At 43.6% G+C, this 16,323-nt stretch carries 13 protein-coding genes; 5 read left to right on the top strand and 8 right to left on the bottom strand.

What is annotated here, in order from left to right; translation table 11 throughout:
* Nucleotides 1-64: 64 nt before the first annotated feature.
* Complete coding sequence (locus H6F66_RS26460; RefSeq protein ID WP_190427956.1) at nucleotides 65-505, bottom strand: anti-sigma regulatory factor; 441 nt, start codon at nucleotides 503-505, stop codon at nucleotides 65-67.
* A 738-nt stretch (nucleotides 506-1,243) separates the two neighbouring features.
* On the opposite strand from H6F66_RS26460, the gene H6F66_RS26455 reads away from it, so the two are divergent.
* A complete protein-coding gene (locus tag H6F66_RS26455) occupies nucleotides 1,244-2,383 on the top strand; it encodes a SpoIIE family protein phosphatase (RefSeq protein WP_190427954.1) in 1,140 nt (379 codons plus the stop codon).
* A gap of 78 nt (nucleotides 2,384-2,461) precedes the next feature.
* On the opposite strand, the gene H6F66_RS26450 is transcribed toward H6F66_RS26455, so the two are convergent.
* Nucleotides 2,462-2,782 carry an STAS domain-containing protein gene (locus H6F66_RS26450; RefSeq protein ID WP_190427953.1) on the bottom strand — a complete coding sequence of 107 codons (321 nt, stop codon included), beginning with the start codon at nucleotides 2,780-2,782 and terminating at the stop codon, nucleotides 2,462-2,464.
* A gap of 365 nt (nucleotides 2,783-3,147) precedes the next feature.
* Between H6F66_RS26450 and crtO the strand changes: the two genes are divergently transcribed.
* Nucleotides 3,148-4,851 (top strand): beta-carotene ketolase CrtO, encoded by a 1,704-nt coding sequence (gene crtO, locus H6F66_RS26445; protein WP_190427951.1) that lies wholly within the window; start codon nucleotides 3,148-3,150, stop codon nucleotides 4,849-4,851.
* Between the two features lie 98 nt (nucleotides 4,852-4,949).
* Nucleotides 4,950-5,132: a hypothetical protein gene (locus H6F66_RS28110; protein WP_190489596.1), complete on the top strand. Its 183-nt coding sequence runs from the start codon at nucleotides 4,950-4,952 to the stop codon at nucleotides 5,130-5,132.
* A gap of 64 nt (nucleotides 5,133-5,196) precedes the next feature.
* Here H6F66_RS28110 and H6F66_RS26440 read toward each other — a convergent pair whose 3' ends face one another.
* The 4 genes from H6F66_RS26440 to H6F66_RS29125 all read right to left on the bottom strand — a co-directional run bounded on the left by H6F66_RS26440 (nucleotide 5,197) and on the right by H6F66_RS29125 (nucleotide 10,353).
* Nucleotides 5,197-7,713: an EAL domain-containing protein gene (locus H6F66_RS26440; RefSeq protein ID WP_190427949.1), complete on the bottom strand. Its 2,517-nt coding sequence runs from the start codon at nucleotides 7,711-7,713 to the stop codon at nucleotides 5,197-5,199.
* A 140-nt stretch (nucleotides 7,714-7,853) separates the two neighbouring features.
* On the bottom strand, nucleotides 7,854-8,042 hold the full coding sequence (locus H6F66_RS26435) for a hypothetical protein (RefSeq protein ID WP_190427948.1): 189 nt from the start codon (nucleotides 8,040-8,042) through the stop codon (nucleotides 7,854-7,856).
* A 56-nt stretch (nucleotides 8,043-8,098) separates the two neighbouring features.
* Nucleotides 8,099-10,033 (bottom strand): GAF domain-containing protein, encoded by a 1,935-nt coding sequence (locus tag H6F66_RS26430; protein WP_190427947.1) that lies wholly within the window; start codon nucleotides 10,031-10,033, stop codon nucleotides 8,099-8,101.
* Between the two features lie 197 nt (nucleotides 10,034-10,230).
* The gene (locus tag H6F66_RS29125; protein WP_277874037.1) at nucleotides 10,231-10,353 is read right to left on the bottom strand and encodes a hypothetical protein; all 123 of its coding nucleotides are present in this window, start codon (nucleotides 10,351-10,353) and stop codon (nucleotides 10,231-10,233) included.
* Between the two features lie 632 nt (nucleotides 10,354-10,985).
* Here H6F66_RS29125 and H6F66_RS26425 point away from each other — a divergent pair.
* Complete coding sequence (locus H6F66_RS26425) at nucleotides 10,986-12,101, top strand: saccharopine dehydrogenase NADP-binding domain-containing protein (protein WP_190427942.1); 1,116 nt, start codon at nucleotides 10,986-10,988, stop codon at nucleotides 12,099-12,101.
* Nucleotides 12,102-12,234: 133 nt separating this feature from the next.
* The gene (locus H6F66_RS26420; RefSeq protein WP_190427940.1) at nucleotides 12,235-12,591 is read left to right on the top strand and encodes a hypothetical protein; all 357 of its coding nucleotides are present in this window, start codon (nucleotides 12,235-12,237) and stop codon (nucleotides 12,589-12,591) included.
* An 83-nt stretch (nucleotides 12,592-12,674) separates the two neighbouring features.
* On the opposite strand, the gene H6F66_RS26415 is transcribed toward H6F66_RS26420, so the two are convergent.
* Together H6F66_RS26415 and H6F66_RS26410 are read right to left on the bottom strand one after the other, a co-directional pair.
* Nucleotides 12,675-13,136, bottom strand: coding sequence for a hypothetical protein (locus H6F66_RS26415; protein WP_190427938.1), 462 nt, complete (start codon nucleotides 13,134-13,136; stop codon nucleotides 12,675-12,677).
* A gap of 28 nt (nucleotides 13,137-13,164) precedes the next feature.
* Nucleotides 13,165-16,317, bottom strand: coding sequence for an efflux RND transporter permease subunit (locus tag H6F66_RS26410; RefSeq protein ID WP_190428046.1), 3,153 nt, complete (start codon nucleotides 16,315-16,317; stop codon nucleotides 13,165-13,167).
* Nucleotides 16,318-16,323 lie beyond the last annotated feature (6 nt).

Genomic DNA, 16,323 nt, shown 5'->3' with positions numbered 1-16,323 from the left:
GCAAATTTTAATTTTAACTATTAAACCCTTGTTAGAAATACAACTTATACTTATTGGTTAATTTTCACTTAGGCTCAAAACAACTGGAAAAATGTTTAACGATAAACAGACAGTTCCGATTATCTATAGTGCGGCTGTAACTCAAAGAATCCGCTATTTTATGCAAAATTGCGATTCCCCGCCCACCGCCAGATTCTTTATTCGCTACTTCGGGTAGAGTCTTGAGTCGTTTTTCTAAATCAAATGGCGGCCCTTCATCCCAAATCCGGATCTCTAAACGTTCTGCAAACAGAGTAACTTCGATATCAATAGGCACGTCTGAAGGTTTACCTTTGTGGGCGTGGCGAACAGCGTTAGTAAACCCTTCTGCTAGTGCTAATTGGCACTGCAACCAAACTTTTTTGGGAATAAATGGTTGATTTATACTCTCAAACCCTGACAAAACACTGTCTAAAGCCTTGAGGTCTGTGGTAACTTGTAAACAGATTTTCTTGATTTCGTTCAACTGTTCAAAGTCCTTTAAATTAACAACATTTTAACTGATTATTTCAAACTAATAGCTTTTTAAACTTTTTTTAAACTCGATTAATCGCTAGATATTATACAACCACTAATATAATTAAATACATAATTTATCTTTTCTTTTAAAGCAATGTTTTAGAAGCAGCAACACACCATTTTTTCTAATAAAGTTAAATTTCGATATAACAGTTGCTGTAGCCATAAAATTTATTGCTGGTGGGCTGCATTTCCCTTTCTCTCTATACTAAGGAATACATGACAAGTTGATGTAAAGGGTGGTGAGAGCGTAAGTGTTGTGGTGGAGCAAGCGATCGCGCATTGCCTCAGACAAGCTAAATAGGTTATAACGGCGTACAGCACAGCCTTTGGGTACACAAACCTTTACTTAGATATTGCCGTATCTGCTTGGTTCTTACAAAAGGTTATTAAACTGGAAACAGAAGGCATTGCTTTGTTGGTATAACTTGTTAGATTTAGTGATGATGTGTCTCTTTCTTACCTGCATGGACATTTTTGAGTTTAATAGTGATGTTAATTATCATAATGCGAGTCAGTCACTTGTGGAAAGCAAAGGAAGACTTTGGTAGCCAATGACTATACTTGTTTATGATTGTCCATGTTTTTGGTTAAGTTTATTAAAACTCAACTGAGTTTCAGGTGTCATCTTTGAAGTTTAATCTGCCTGATGTCCATCTTAATCGACCTTTAGTCTCTCTGTCTCATGGTTCAAGTTTTGATTATTGATGATGACCCTGCGATTCAGCTATTGCTGAAAAGAACACTCAAAAGCGAAGGGTACGATTTGACGGTAGCAAGCGATGGCGAAGCCGGGTTAATTCAAGCCCAAGAGTTAAGCCCCGCTTTGGTAATTTGCGACTGGATCATGCCGCGCATGAACGGACTGGAGGTGTGCCGTCGAATCAAGGCAACGCCAGAACTTTCTACCACCTTCTTTATTTTGCTGACATCGATGGGTTCCGTCGATGATCGCGTTAAAGGGTTGGATGCTGGCGCTGATGATTTCTTGTGCAAACCCATTGAAATGAATGAATTGAAGGCGCGAGTGAGGTCGGGCTTGAGGCTGCACCAACTCAGCCGGGATTTGAAGCAGCAAAAACAGTTGCTGGAAGACGAATTAGCCGAAGCTGCCGAGTATGTGTGTTCCATTTTGCCCTCGCCCCTGTGTGATCCACCTGTAACCATCGACTCGCGGTTTATTCCCTCGCGACAGCTGGGAGGCGATGGATTTGATTACTATTGGCTAGATAAGGATCATTTAGTCATTTATTTGCTGGATGTAGCTGGACATGGATTGCGGGCTGCCTTACCCTCTCTTTCGGTGATGAATCTGCTGAAGAACCAAGTGATGGCTAAGATTAATTACTATCAGCCCAGCGATGTTCTCAAGGGGTTAAATGAAACTTTCCAGATGACTCAGCGCAATGATAAATACTTTACCATTTGGTACGGTGTTTATAACAGAATAAAGCGCACCCTGGTTTACGCTAGTGCTGGACATCCACCAGCAGTTTTAATCTCCGCCAAAGCTCCATTCTTTACCCAAGTAAAACGTCTGAAAACCCCAGGCTTACCAGTTGGGATGTTTCCGGATGTAGAATTTACCGATGATTTCTGCGAAGTGGAAAAATCCAGCACCCTGTACATTTTTAGTGATGGAATTTATGAAATCAACCAGCCAGACGGCAACATTTGGGGGCTTGATGCGTTTGTCCAACTGCTTACAAGCTGCCGCGACAAGAGCGAGAGTAATTTAGACCGGGTATTGCGTTCCGTTCAAGTTGTAAACCCTAAAGACTATTTCGATGATGATTTGTCTTTGTTGCAAATCAATTTTCCTTAGTCCTTAGTCGTTGGCTAATGGCTAATCGCTAATGGCTCTTTGATTATTAGCAATTAGCAATTAGCAATTAGCAAATTACTATGAAGTAACTTGGTTATAAAATTCGTCTCGATTAGGAAAGATTTCAAACACACGATCCATACTGGTGAGTTCAAACAACATTTTTACTTGCTCATTGATAGAGCAAATAAAGAGTTTTCCACCAGAGGCTCGAACAGTTTTGAGCGCTAGAACCAGCGCCCCTAACCCAGAACTATCCATAAAGGTAACATCCTTAAAATCAATTAGCACAATATCGGCTCCATTTTCCACAATATCGCTAATTTCTTGACGAAACTGACCCGCTTTCATACCGTCTAAAATTCCAGAGGGTTGAACAATTTTAACAACAGGACTCATATTCTGTAGCGCGGACCCTTTGAACGACGAGCTAGACCTAGACAGTATAACTGTGAAGGTAGATTTCAGCTAGGCTTTAGCGGGTAAGATTTAAGAAAATCTCTCCAATTAAGGGAGCAAGGCTAGATTTAGTTGCGATCGCTGCTGTCTGAGGACAAGTAAACCGCCAATTCCAGCTACCCCGCTTCTACGGAAGTGAAAGATTTCTGCCTGTATAGGACAGCTTCCCCCACGCCCTGCTAACTCCCTCCTCTACAAGCTTTGTTGTCTGTAAAACCCGCAATCTCTTTCGAGTGATAGACCCTTTAAACTTCTTAACTTTTTTAGAATCGGGGAATATATACGGGGTTTCGCGAGAATTGTCCATGCAAGAGTACGATGTCGTTATTATTGGTGCTGGTCACAATGGGTTAGTGTGTGCTGCATATCTTCTAAAAGCAGGGTACAGCGTCCTGCTGTTGGAGAAGCGTTCAATTCCCGGTGGCGGCGCGACAACTGAAGAGATTTTACCTGAAGAGGCACCAGGTTTTAAGTTCAATCTCTGCTCAATTGACCACGAGTTCATTCACTTGGGACCAGTAGTTGAAGAGTTAGAACTTACTAAATATGGCTTGGAATATCTTTATTGCGATCCAGTAGTTTTTTGTCCCCACCCAGACGGCAAATACTTTTTAGGCCACAAGTCAGTAGAAAAAACTTGTGCGGAAATTGCCCGGTATAATGAGCGCGATGCCAAAAAATACGCCGAATACACGGATTACTGGCAACGGCTAATTGGTGCAATGATTCCGATGTTCAATGCACCGCCAAAATCTATCATTGACATCGCTGGCAACTACGACCTAAAAAAAATTAAAGATTTATTCTCAGTGCTAGGTGGCCCGAATAAGACCCTGGATCTAATTCGGAATATGATCACTAGCCCAGAAGATATTCTCAATGAGTGGTTTGATTCAGAATTTCTCAAAGCCCCCCTTGCTAGACTCGCCGCAGAACTTGGCGCACCGCCTTCCCAAAAAACAATTTCTGTGGGAGCGATTATGATGGCAATGCGCCACGATCCCGGTATGGCACGACCCAAGGGTGGTAGCGGCGCACTTGTGGATGCTTTGCTAAAGTTAGTGCATAGTAAGGGCGGGGTGGTGCTGACTGACCAGACCGTTGAGCGCGTTTTAGTGGATGATGGTCGTGCGGTGGGCGTTAGGGTGGCAGGTGGCACCGAATACCGAGCAAAACGTGGGGTAATCTCCAATATTGACGCTAGACGCTTGTTCCTGCGCTTAATGGACGAGGCAGATGTTGATGATGCTGACCCAAATTTGCGCGATCGCTTGGAGCGTAAAATCGTCAACAACAACGAAACTATTCTCAAAATTGACTGCGCTTTATCTGAACCTCTGCGCTTTGAACACCACAACCACCAAGATGAATACCTCATCGGTTCTGTTCTCATCGCTGACTCAGTGCGCCAAGTAGAAATCGCCCACAGCCAAGCATCTATCGGCAATATTCCCGATTCTGACCCCTCAATGTATGTCGTTGTACCAACCGTGCGCGATCCGTCGATGGCACCAGAAGGCAAGCATACCTTATGGATTGAGTTTTTCGCCCCCTATCAGATTGCTGGTGCCGAGGGAACAGGTCACAATGGCACTGGCTGGACTGACGATCTGAAAAACAAGGTCGCCGACCGGGTGCTGGACAAGCTGGCAGAGTATTCCCCAAATCTCAAGCACTCAATCATCGCCCGTGCTGTGGAAAGTCCGGCAGAACTGGGAGATAGACTGGGGGCTTATAAAGGGAACTACTACCACATCGACATGACCCTCGACCAGATGATCTTCTTCCGTCCCTTACCGGAATTAGCTAACTACAAAACTCCCATAGAAGGGCTATTCTTGAGCGGTGCTGGAACCCATCCAGGTGGTTCCGTTTCCGGGATGCCTGGACGCAACTGCGCTCGTGTTTTCCTGCACACGCAGCAGCCATTTACCCAAACTCTGAAGGATGCGGGGAATTCTATCAGATCAACTGTCGAGTCTGTCTTTAAAATCTCCTCTGACACCTAGCCGTAAATTCGTCTCATATCATGTCTGGTTAATTACCCATAATTAAAAGGAACCCCAACCCATAGAGAGCAAGCGGGGGAGGAGAGCCACCGCTTGCTATGGTGGGGTTCTATATTTATGGGCAATCAACCAGATTTGATATCGCTAATACCCAGATTACTGACCAAGGAAAGCTGGCTCATGTATTGGGCGAGTTTATATTAAATAATCTTGTTTTAAGTTATACAGACCGCTACCTTTTAGAGACTGAAGATAGTCCGGCTGAGTTTAACCTTGATTGACCTATCTATAAATAAATCGAGAATGCGATCGCTCCGACGCTTCCATCTCTATCAGGGATAGAAATTATGCACAACAGTTCAGGTATTGGCAAGCTGCATTTTCAGATTTTTTTTTATTATCCCCATGCCCTGGAAGTTTGGATTTCATCCTATAGTTATTCAGGAAGTTTGTGGCATCGTCCACCTCTAGGGGCATACTGAACCAGTAACCTTGCATTTCCTCGCACTGGAGACTTTGCAATAATTCCATTTGCTGATGAGTTTCCACACCTTCAGCCACTACCCGGAGATTCAAACCACGCCCCAATGCAATCACCGCTGAAATAATCGCTGTATCCTGCGGTTCATCACGCAAATCGCGCACAAAAGATTGATCGATTTTGAGCGTATGGAACGGAAATTTCTTTAAATAACCTAGAGAAGAATAGCCTGTCCCAAAATCATCCATACTGATGTGAACTCCCATCGCGTACAGATCGCGCACCCATTCCCGCCCTTTGTCCACATTCTGCATGATAGTGCTTTCTGTAATTTCCAACTCCAGAAAGTGAGGCGAAAGTCCTGTTTCTGCTAACACCTGCCTCACCATTGCTACTAGATTTGGTTGTTGGAACTGTCTAGCTGAGAGGTTAACTGCCACCCTTAGCGGTGAGAAACCTGCTTTTTGCCAAGCTTTATTTTGAGCGCAAGCAGTCCGCAATACCCATTCACCAATGGGTATGATTAATCCGTTTTCTTCAGCCAGGGGAATAAATTTTTTCGGAGAGACGAGTCCTAGAGTCGGGTGATTCCAACGCAAAAGAGCTTCCATTGCGATAATCTCTCCCGTCTTGATATTTACTTGAGGTTGGTAGTAAATAACAAACTCTCCCTGTCTGAGAGCATGGTGCAGCCGATTTTCCAGCGTTAATAATTCACAAGCTTGAGAATTCATTGCTGGGACATAAAATCGGTAGTTATTTCTGCCCTGTTCCTTGGCGCGGTATAAGGAAATATCGGCGTTTCTTAAAAGAGTTTCGGGATCTTCTCCATCCTGGGGATAAAGAGCGATGCCGATGCTGCTGCTCATATGAAGTTGGTGTCCCTCCAGGCTAAAAGCAGGTTTCAAAGCATCTAAAATGCGTTGGGCAATCTTGGCGGCATCTTTTGGATCGTTGATGTGGGGCAGTAGCAGGGTGAATTCATCGCCTCCCCAACGGGCAACAGTGTCATTATCCCGCAGACAGTTTGCCATTCGTTCTGCAAAGAGTTGTAATAAGCGATCGCCCACAGCGTGTCCCAGTGTATCGTTAATGGTCTTAAAGCGATCCATATCGATAAACATGACAGCCAAACTGTATTGGCGATAACGTGCATCTGCTAGTGCCTGAAGAAGTTTTTTATTAAATAGCGTTCGGTTTGGCAAACCTGTGAGGAGGTCATGAAAAGCTTGATATTGGATCATTGCCTCAGCAGCTTTGCGTTCAGTAATGTCTTCTTGGACGCAAACCCAATATTTCTTATCCCCGATTTCTAAGGTGCTGATCCGGGCATAGGTGGTGAACAGAGAGCCGTCCTTCCTGCGGTTAAAAAACTCTCCAAATCCAGAACTTTGAGCCTGTAATTGTTCGACGAAATCGCCATATATTTGAGTATTGTCTTCCGGTGGATGGGCGCTTAAAATCGATACAGGTTTGCCAATCAACTCACCTCGCTCATATCCGAACATTGCTTCAAATGCTGGATTAGTAAAGAAGATAATGCCATTTTCGTCAGAGACGTTGACACCTTCTGCCATGCTCTCAAGCACTAAAGCCTGCGTTTTTAATACTTCCTCTGCCCCCTTGCGCTCAGTGATATCAAAAACGTAACTTCTAATTAGCTCGTTTTCAGCAATGTAGTGTACATATTGTTCAAATACTTCACTACCAATTTGCAGTTCCCGAACAAAAACTTTCCCTTTACTTTTTTGAAGCTTTGCTATTAAATCTCCGATCAGCGGATGCTGTTTTGTAGCCTCTTGAATATCGGGAAATTTTATTAGTGCCGCTGGATTTATATATGTAATTGTCCCTGATAAATTAATTTCTACAATAGGATTGGGTAGTAGTTCCGGAAAAGAAGCTAATCTAACTAGAGCCGATTCACTTAATTTGGCAACCTTGAGATTTGATGCTGATATCGGTTGAAAGAGAGTGCTTGAGCAGGCTGGAAAAGTAGAAAAATCTACTTGTTTGCCATAATTTAGTAATTCTGCCTTTGATAATTTAGGTACTATCCGATAGCTTGCCTTAATAATCCCTCCAAATATGATCATATCCTCATGCTTTAATTCGTGAGCAAAGCAACGTCGCCCATTGACAACTAGCCCATTTGTGCTAAGATTACCTTGTAAGTCTCCGTCTATTATCCAATATAAATAATCGCCATTTACTGGATTTTTAACTCGGAACAAAGTAGCATGATGACGAGAAATTAGTCGAGAGTTCAAAACTACCGAGTTACTGCGCTCGCGACCTATTGAATAGGTACTAGCTTCAAAGGAAACTGTACGTCTACCTTTTGGATCTTCAATTACCAAAACATGACAAAATTGTTCCAATTTCCTTATCCTGTTTATTCTACCTAGGCTAGTTATTTTTACTAATTAAAAGAATACAGTATTCTTATAACTGTTACCTCCCAGATTATACGGAATTATACTCAGAAGTTTTTAAAGTAAATGTGAATTTCATGTATAAATTATTTAAACTCGGTTCGGGAAATAATTATCAAGCTGTACTGATTTAGGCGGTAACTGTCGCTGGTAAGAGCAATAGTTGCGTAACCGTTGTGGCGGCGATACCAGCATTGCAACTGAATACAAGCTAATGTCGAAGCCTGCGAAATAGCCAGATACAGCCAAGTGCAACCATTATGCAGTAATAGCATCCGTTAATGGTTTGACGCATATCAACAGTATATTTTAGTTGTTTAAGAAATAATGATTAATTAAGATCATTAATGGGCAACTCTATGGTAAATGTCGTTTGACGATTTTTACTTTCTACTCGCAGGGTACCTCCCAAATGTGCTACTAATTTTTTTACTAGAGCTAGTCCTAATCCAGTTCCGCCTTGCTTCCAGGGATCGGAACTAGGAATGCGATAGAATTTCTCAAAAATCCGATTTAGTTCGCTTTGTGGAATCTCAACTCCAGAATTGATTACGCTCAACTGCATGAGATTTGAGTGGGCTGTTTCAACAGTTTGGACTGTGAGTGTAATTGTTTCTAATGGGGGGGTGTATTTGCAGGCATTTTCTAGCAATTCGGTCAATATTCTGGCTAGAGTAGTGGGATCGCAGGTGAATCGGGGCAAATTGGGGGGGATGTTAAGAAGCAAGGTTTGCTGGCGGTTTTCGGATCGTTCTTGAAATGGTTCTACAATTGGCGGTAGCCATTCCTGTAGCTGAATTGATGTTAGTAATAAAGGTTGAGCTTCTGTATACAGTCGCTGCAAGTCCAAAAGGTCGTCAATGAGGCGAATTTCACGATTGCATTCGTTTTGCAATATCTGAAAGTAGCGAGCCACTTTGCTTTGTTCTGCTTTTGGTTTGCTGAGTTCCGCTAAAAATGGCGAGTCTCGATTAAGGGCGATGGAAAGCATTTGAATCGCCATTTTCATGTTGGCGACGGGGGTGCGTAATTCGTGAGAAACGGTGTTGAGAAAGTCATCTTTGAGGCGATTGAGATTTTGTAGAGCCTCGATTTGCGATCGCGCGGCTTGATACAATCTCGCTTGGCGAATAGCGATCGCGCACTGATTCGCCACTTGCTGCACCAGTCGGATTTCTTTTTCGTTAAAGGCTTCTTGGGGCGGCTTGAATAAGCATAAATCACCTAGCACACCTTGGTCATCGAAAATCGGGCAAATAAGTCTAGCGAAGGTACCGCGAATATCGGGGCCGAGTGGACAAAATTGGAAATACAGCCCGTGCAGAAGCTGATTATAACCTTCGCGAAACTCTGCCATTTGCACCAAATGCCCCTGAGCGGTAGGCATTCCCAGAGTATACTCATAGCGAATGGTAGAGGTAGCGCGATCGCTGTCATACAAAGCGGTATCGCAGCCTTCAATGTTCAACCCGACGGCTAATTCCCAAACGACTATTTGCAAAATTTGGTTTTCGTCGAGGCTATCGCGTACATCGTCAGTGATGCGTTTAAGCATCGCTTCAAAGTCGAGGGATTGTTGCAGTTGGGCGGTGCGTTCGCGTACTTGGAACTCCAGGTTAGCGTTGAGTTGCTGCACTTGCTGATAAAGTTCTGATTGCTGAATGGCAATTGACACTTGTATTGCCAATTGCTTGAGCAGATCGATCTCAAACGGTTCCCAGTGACGTTGTGCGGAACATTGATGAGTTGCCAGTACCCCCCAAAACTTATTACCGTGCAGGATGGGAGCTACCAAGGCGGCTTTGACTTGCTGTTGCTGCACATACTCGTTAATAGCTATAGGAAAGCCTTCCTGTTGCATATCATCGATCGCTCTTACCTTTCCCTCGCGATAGACTGCTATCCGTTCTTTAAACGAGGTTGAGGCAATGTTAACGCCTAAAATAGAGGGCCAAGCCGCATCAACTGATTCAGCCACGACTACGGCTTGTTCATTTCCCTTAATTTGGTATATTACAGAGCGATCGCTCTCCAGAAATTGTCGGATTTCTGCCACCGTAGTATTAAGAACTTCCTCCAAGTTTAATGACCCGCGGATGCGCTCGGTAATGACTCGGATTACCCATTCTCCTTCAGCCCTTTGCGAGAGGGCTTTTTGGGCGCGCTGGCGCTTGGCGATCTCCTGTTTTAGTTGTTCATTGGCTTTCTGAAGCTCGGCGGTTTGTTGTTCAACTTGCTTTTCCAAATTATTGCGATCGCTCTCCATAGCTGCTTCGTACCGCTTACGCTGTGTAATTTCTTCTAACAGCTCTTCGTTATTCCATCACCTGACCGCTAAAGTCTAGTGCTGCGCTAAACTTAAAGGCAGAAGGAAAGAACGTCCCCTGTTTTTGTCTGAATGTTAACCTCCCATTTCTGGGTTTCTAGGTTTTGGAGTACCTGACTTAAGTTTGTATAAAAGTTTTACCGAGCCGAACCTGCCACAAAGATAGCTAACGGTTTGCCCACCCAACTTTTCAGGGAAACCTTCAGCAAGCTTGCTGCTGCTTGGGTTGCTTCTATAATAACCCCAATGGGATTTGTCACCAAATACCGGTTTGCGGGTCATCATCAAACCAAATCATGATAACGCTCTTCTCTCCACTTCCAGAGCATGACGGGTGGCGACTAGCAGTTTCGATGAGCGATCGCGTTTTTCGGCGCTGTTTGCCATTCTTCTACGGCTGCCTGCATTCTTGCATACTCAGGTTCTGGAGTCGTCGTAAAGAAGCCTCAATCTGCTGGTCGAACATTTTTTCTTCTACATCTGGGACAATTTCAAAGCGCGAATTTATGCCAAATTTAGATAATTATATTGTTCGCGCCCTCTCGAACAATGTACTCAGGTTATTTGGAGATTAAGGGGTTTTAAACAATTTCACACACTATTGTATTTGCCCATAATGTACTATTGTTTGGTATCAGAAGGTTAGGAGAATTATTCTATTAGCACAAATCAGCAGCGCATTGTCTGTATCTCATAGATCAAAATAGTTTTTCCTTATTATCCTGATAATTTTGTAGACTAAGTAGGTCTAGAGGTTAGGTAGCGGATACATAGAGATGGAGAGAATAAATTATTCTTCATCCTTTCTGAGGAGGCAAAGTATTCCTTGTAACCGATGAAGAAAAGCATTCTAAACTGATGAACTGAAGTTAGCGTTAATAAAACTTGATTAATGACAGAGCAGGTTTTAATTCTTGGAGGAAGCGGACGGATTGGCAGCAGCGTAGCAGCCGATCTGGTCGCACACACACAGGCGCAAGTTATACTTACTGGCAGACACGAAGCTGCTGGGATGTCGGTCACTCAAGAGCTGGGGTCGAAAGTGAAATTCCTGGGTCTAGATTTGGCAGACGACTCGGTACTCAGGGATGCCATCGCCTCTTGTAATCTGGTAATCCACTGTGCGGGGCCATTTCATTACCGGGATGATAGAGTCCTAAAACTCTGTATAAAAGAGGGTGTCAACTATCTGGATGTCAGCGATCACCCATCCTATACACGCAAAGCCTTAGATTGCCGGGAAGAAGCTGCCGCTGCGGGGGTGACAGCGATTGTTAACACGGGAATTTTCCCCGGTATCTCTAATAGTATGGTGCGCCAGTGCGTCGAGCAGCTAGATGAGACAGACAGGATTCACCTGAGTTATCTAGTATCGGGTTCCGGCGGGAGTGGGGTGACGGTGATGCGAACCACATTTCTAGGGTTGCAAAAACCCTTTGAAGTTTGGATAGATGGTCAATGGCAGGAGATAAAGCCGTATAGCGATCGCGAAGTCATTGAGTTTCCGCCGCCTTACGGTCGCACTGGCGTTTACTGGTTTGATATGCCAGAAGCGTTTACGCTACCGGAAACTTTCCCAGTCAAAACCGTAATCACCAAATTTGGCACAGTTCCCGATTTTTACAATTACCTTACCTGGAGTGTTGCCCACTGGTGGCCTTCCAGCTGGCTAAGAAATCGTTATGTCATCGAGTTTTTAGCCAGAGTCAGTCACCGCATGACCGATGTAAGCGATCGCTTTACCGGAGTTGGCGTAGCCATTCGTTCTGAAGTCAGCGGACGTAAAGATGGACAACCAGCCAAGTTTTGCTCAACTTTAGTGCATGAAAACACCGCAGTTGCAGCTGGTTATGGTACTGGCAGCCTTGCCGAATTAGTGCTAACTGGGAAACTCAAAAAACCCGGTGTTTGGGCAGTAGAACAGGCACTCCCCACAGATTTATTTGAACATACCATGCAAAGCCGAGGGCTTAATATTCATCAAGAGTGGTTGCCTCAGAAAAATTAATGTATCCTGCGGCAGAAGGCACAGTTGTAGCTAGACAAGTACGATTCATTTCGTACTAATAGATGACATTAGTAGTTTTATCTACTCGCGTCTGGTCAAAATTTTGCGAAAAAAAAATCAGGAGGTAATTTTCATGCAAAGAATTTTATTAGCTCTCAAGCAAGGATTGCAAAAGCGTATTTTTGTTTTAGGTTTGATGGCTTTAATCAGCTTGTCAGGTATATTTATTTTCGCCGCGCCAAGTTATGCAGTGCTACATTCAAAAGACAAGCTATCACCTCAAGAAAAAATTGATCGCGCCTATGAATATAGCGAAGCCACAGGTATTTTAGAAGAAGAAAAGCAGGCATCACAAAATGCCAATAAAACTTTTGACTTCAATGAGAAGGCTAACGTCAAGACAGTAACAAGCGCCACAGAAGAAAATTCCGAGCCAAATTTGATAGAAAAAGCGCAAGATTTAATTCAAAAGGTGACAGGCAACGACTAAAAATATCTCTAATTTCTAGTTTCCAGACTTAGGGAAACTAGAAATTAGAGGCTTTGCCTCACCGCTTGGCTATCAACAAATGCCTATCGATTAAAGGTAAAACGACCATTTACCTTTTCGCCATTAATATCAGAGAGAATAACAACTTTATACTCCCCAGGTGCTTGCTCAGGTAGCAAAACAGCGTAGTGTTTACCCTCAGCATCGTATTTCATATCTAGTGTTTTTTGACTCCCATTAGGTAACTGAACCTGAGCCGTTACTTTGGCGTTAGGAATTGCTTCGTGAGTGTCACCTTTCTGGAGATACAAATCCAGGTGAGTGCCTTTATCTTCCTTTTCAGGAACAAACTCTAAATGATAGTTTCCCATCTCCACAACTTTACCTCCTTTGGCAGGTGTAGAGTGGTCGGCTTTTTCAGCCGTTTCTGAGGAAGAAACAGCGGGACTATTATCTGGAGTTGCTGCTTCTTGTCCGTTGCTACAGGAACCCAAAAAAAGTAATCCCATAGCGAAACCAGCCAAACTTACCTTAAATAATTTCATCTTTCCTTTACGTCCTTTGCGCTTTATATCAAACCTTTTTAGGTATCAAAATTTTTCCAAACTGAGCATACAAAGCAGGTAACACTAACAGCGTTAAAGCTGTAGAAGTAAACAATCCCCCCAACACCACCACCGCTAAAGGTTGCAGAATTTCTTTACCAGCACCGCCGCCAAATACCAGAGGTAACAAACCCAAAGCCGAGGTAAAAGCCGTCATCAAAATAGCATTTAGCCGTTGCATCGAGCCTTCAATTATAACTTCCCGAAAAGGCAAACCATCGGCAAATTTAGCATTGTAATTATCAACTAATAACAACCCGTTGCGAGTGGCGACACCAAATAGGGTGATAAAACCAACCAGAGAAGCCACAGAGATAACGCCATCTGTGAGCGCAATTGAAAGCACTCCTCCCACTAAGGCTAAGGGTAAATTAATCATAATCATCGCAGTTGAGGGAAAAGATTTAACAGAAAAATATATTAATATCGTAATTACTACAAAAGCTAAAGAGCTAAATAGTAATATATTTTGAGTAGCTCGTTGTTCGGACTCGAATTGACCGCCATATTGAATAAAGTAACCAGGGGGTAATTGCACTTGTTGCTTAACTTTGGCGCTAATTTCATCTACTACAGAGCGCAAATCTCTACCGCTAGCGTTGGCGGATACAACAATTAAACGGGAAACATTTTCACGGTTGATAGTATTTGGGCCTGTCCCATTGTCAATTTGGGCAACTTGAGCGAGGGGAATTTTTTGATTGTTAGGAGTATCGACTAGCAAATTACTAATAGTATCCAAGTTGCGGCGAGCATCTTCTTTTAACCACACAACAAGGTCAAAGGTTTGTTGCTGCTCTAAGACTTGGGAAACGACTTTTCCATTGAGTGCTGTTTCAATAGTTTCTGATAGTTCACCCACAGTTAAACCGTAACGAGCAGCAGCTGACCTGTCAAACTGAATTTGAATCTGTCTAATTGGCAGTTGGGGTTCTAGTTGCAAGTCTACAATACCGGGGACAGTTTTCATGATGTCTTCGACTTGTCTGCCAATTGTGCGGAGTTGCTGCAAGTCGGGGCCAAAAATTTTGAGCGCGATCGCACTCCTCACCCCTGATAGCACTTCATCCATCCGGTGAGAAATAAAACCGCCAATATTGGGCGCAACACCAGGTAATTTAGCAAATTCTTCCCGTAGCTTTTCAATACTTCCTTTGCGGTCTTTTATCCCAGCTTCGCTCAGTTCCACATCCAAATGGCCAAAGTTCACACCTGCTGCATCAGCATCTCCGGGGGCGCGTCCCGATCGTAACTGGATAAAATCAAAGCGGGGATCGTCCTTGAGAGCATCTTGAAGCGCTTCACCAGCACGGTTGGTATTTTCTAGAGAAACACCGGGATAGAGAGTTAGGGTATTGACAAGCGATCGCTCTTGAAACTCTGGCAAAAATACCCGTCCCAACGAAGGCGCGATCGCAATTGCTGCTACAAGAGATGCGATCACGATCACAGAAATTAGCTTAGAACTACGCAGAGAAAACATTAAAAAGGGGCGATAAAGCCCTTTAAAAAATCTCGCCACCCACGGTTCTTTTTCTGGAAAACTACCGTGAGGCAGTAAGATAGCACATAAAGCTGGAGTAACTGTAAGTGCTGTAACACTAGAAGCCAAAACTGCCACTAAATAAGCAATACCCATCGGTGCAAAAATGCGACCTTCTACACCAGCCAAAGCAAAAATTGGGGAAAATACAACCACAGTAATTAATGTGGCACCAAACAAGGAATCGCGCACCTCCTGACAGCCTTCAAAAACCACATCTAAAGGAGATTTTATATTTGGAATTTGGGATTGGGAATTGGGAAGATTCCCTTGTTCGCTTTCCCTAGTCCCCAGTCCCTTGTTCTTATATTCCCGGAGAGAACGGTAGACATTTTCAGCATCCACAATCGCATCATCTACCGCTGAACCAATGGCTACAGCCAAGCCGCCCAAAGTCATCGTATTAAGTCCCTGTCCCAGCCAATTTAACGCCAGTAATCCTAGCAGCAAAGACAAGGGAAGCGCCGTAAGGCTAACTACGAGAGTGCGCCAATTCATCAAAAACGGAATCAAAATTAGGGCAACAATAAAGCTACCTTCTACCAAAGCTTCCCTAACATTTTCAATTGAGGCGTCGATAAAGTCTTCCTGACGAAAAGTTACCTGCACTTGTACATCTTTGGGTAAGCCAGATTGAACCTCTGCCATTGCCGCTTCTATGGCACGAGTGACAGTCGGAGTATCAACAAGCGGCTGTTTATTAACCATTAAAACTATTGCCTTTTTGCCGTTTAAGCTGGCATCGCCACGCTTCAAGGCAGCACCAATTTTAACATCAGCAACATCTCCTAGCATAATGGGTGTACCATTGCGAGATGTAATTACTGATTGCTGTAAGTCTTCAATAGATTCAATCCGGCCAATGCCTCGGATTAATAATTCTTGGTCTGGATTAGTTAAATAACCACCAGGAGCATTAACATTAGCAGCAGCAGCAGCTTCTTGTACTTCGCGCAAAGAGACATTAAACGCTTTCAGCTTTTCTGAATCAACTAATACTTGATACTGGCGAATATCACCGCCATAAGCCACAACTTGCGAGACACCAGGAACAGCTAAGAGGCGATTGGTCACTTGCCAATCGACAATCCGTCGTAACTCCATCAAGTCAATTTGGGATTGAGGTTTATCCTCGGTAATAGTAAAAGCATATTGGAGTACAGTACCGATAGGAGAACTAATAGGCGAAATTTGGGGTGAATCGACACTTTCTGGTAGTTTTTCTTGAGCTTGCTGCAATCTTTCTGTCACTAACTGCCGGGCTTGATAAATATCAGTTTCCCAGTTGAAAATAACTTTAACAACTGAGAGTCCCACCGCTGAGGCAGAGCGTACTGTTGTTACTCCCGGAGTCCCATTAATTGCACTTTCAATAGGTAAAGTAACGAGGGATTCTACTTCCTCTGGTGCCAATCCTGGGGCTTCAGTTTGTATTTCTACTTGAGGTGGAGCAAAATCGGGAAAAACATCCACTGGCATTTGCGAAGCCACGCGAAAGATCCATACTGTAATTACCCCGGCGGCGAGGACAACTATCCAGCGTTGTTTAATAGACCACTTGATGATGGCACTGAGCATAATAAA

The organism is Trichocoleus sp. FACHB-6 (assembly GCF_014695815.1).
In the GTDB taxonomy this organism is placed as follows: Bacteria; Cyanobacteriota; Cyanobacteriia; order Cyanobacteriales; family FACHB-T130; genus Funiculus; species Funiculus sociatus.
Note: the sequence above shows the minus strand (reverse complement) of the source record. Positions and strands in the feature narration are given on the sequence as shown.

Coding starts and splice junctions, on each gene's coding strand:
- H6F66_RS26455 (WP_190427954.1), top strand. CDS start 1,244: ATGGTTCAAGTTTTGATTATTGATGATGACCCTGCGATTCAGCTATTG.
- H6F66_RS26450 (WP_190427953.1), bottom strand. CDS start 2,782: ATGAGTCCTGTTGTTAAAATTGTTCAACCCTCTGGAATTTTAGACGGT.
- crtO (WP_190427951.1), top strand. CDS start 3,148: ATGCAAGAGTACGATGTCGTTATTATTGGTGCTGGTCACAATGGGTTA.
- H6F66_RS28110 (WP_190489596.1), top strand. CDS start 4,950: ATGGTGGGGTTCTATATTTATGGGCAATCAACCAGATTTGATATCGCT.
- H6F66_RS26435 (WP_190427948.1), bottom strand. CDS start 8,042: ATGCTATTACTGCATAATGGTTGCACTTGGCTGTATCTGGCTATTTCG.
- H6F66_RS26430 (WP_190427947.1), bottom strand. CDS start 10,033: ATGGAGAGCGATCGCAATAATTTGGAAAAGCAAGTTGAACAACAAACC.
- H6F66_RS26425 (WP_190427942.1), top strand. CDS start 10,986: ATGACAGAGCAGGTTTTAATTCTTGGAGGAAGCGGACGGATTGGCAGC.
- H6F66_RS26420 (WP_190427940.1), top strand. CDS start 12,235: ATGCAAAGAATTTTATTAGCTCTCAAGCAAGGATTGCAAAAGCGTATT.
- H6F66_RS26415 (WP_190427938.1), bottom strand. CDS start 13,136: ATGAAATTATTTAAGGTAAGTTTGGCTGGTTTCGCTATGGGATTACTT.
- H6F66_RS26410 (WP_190428046.1), bottom strand. CDS start 16,317: ATGCTCAGTGCCATCATCAAGTGGTCTATTAAACAACGCTGGATAGTT.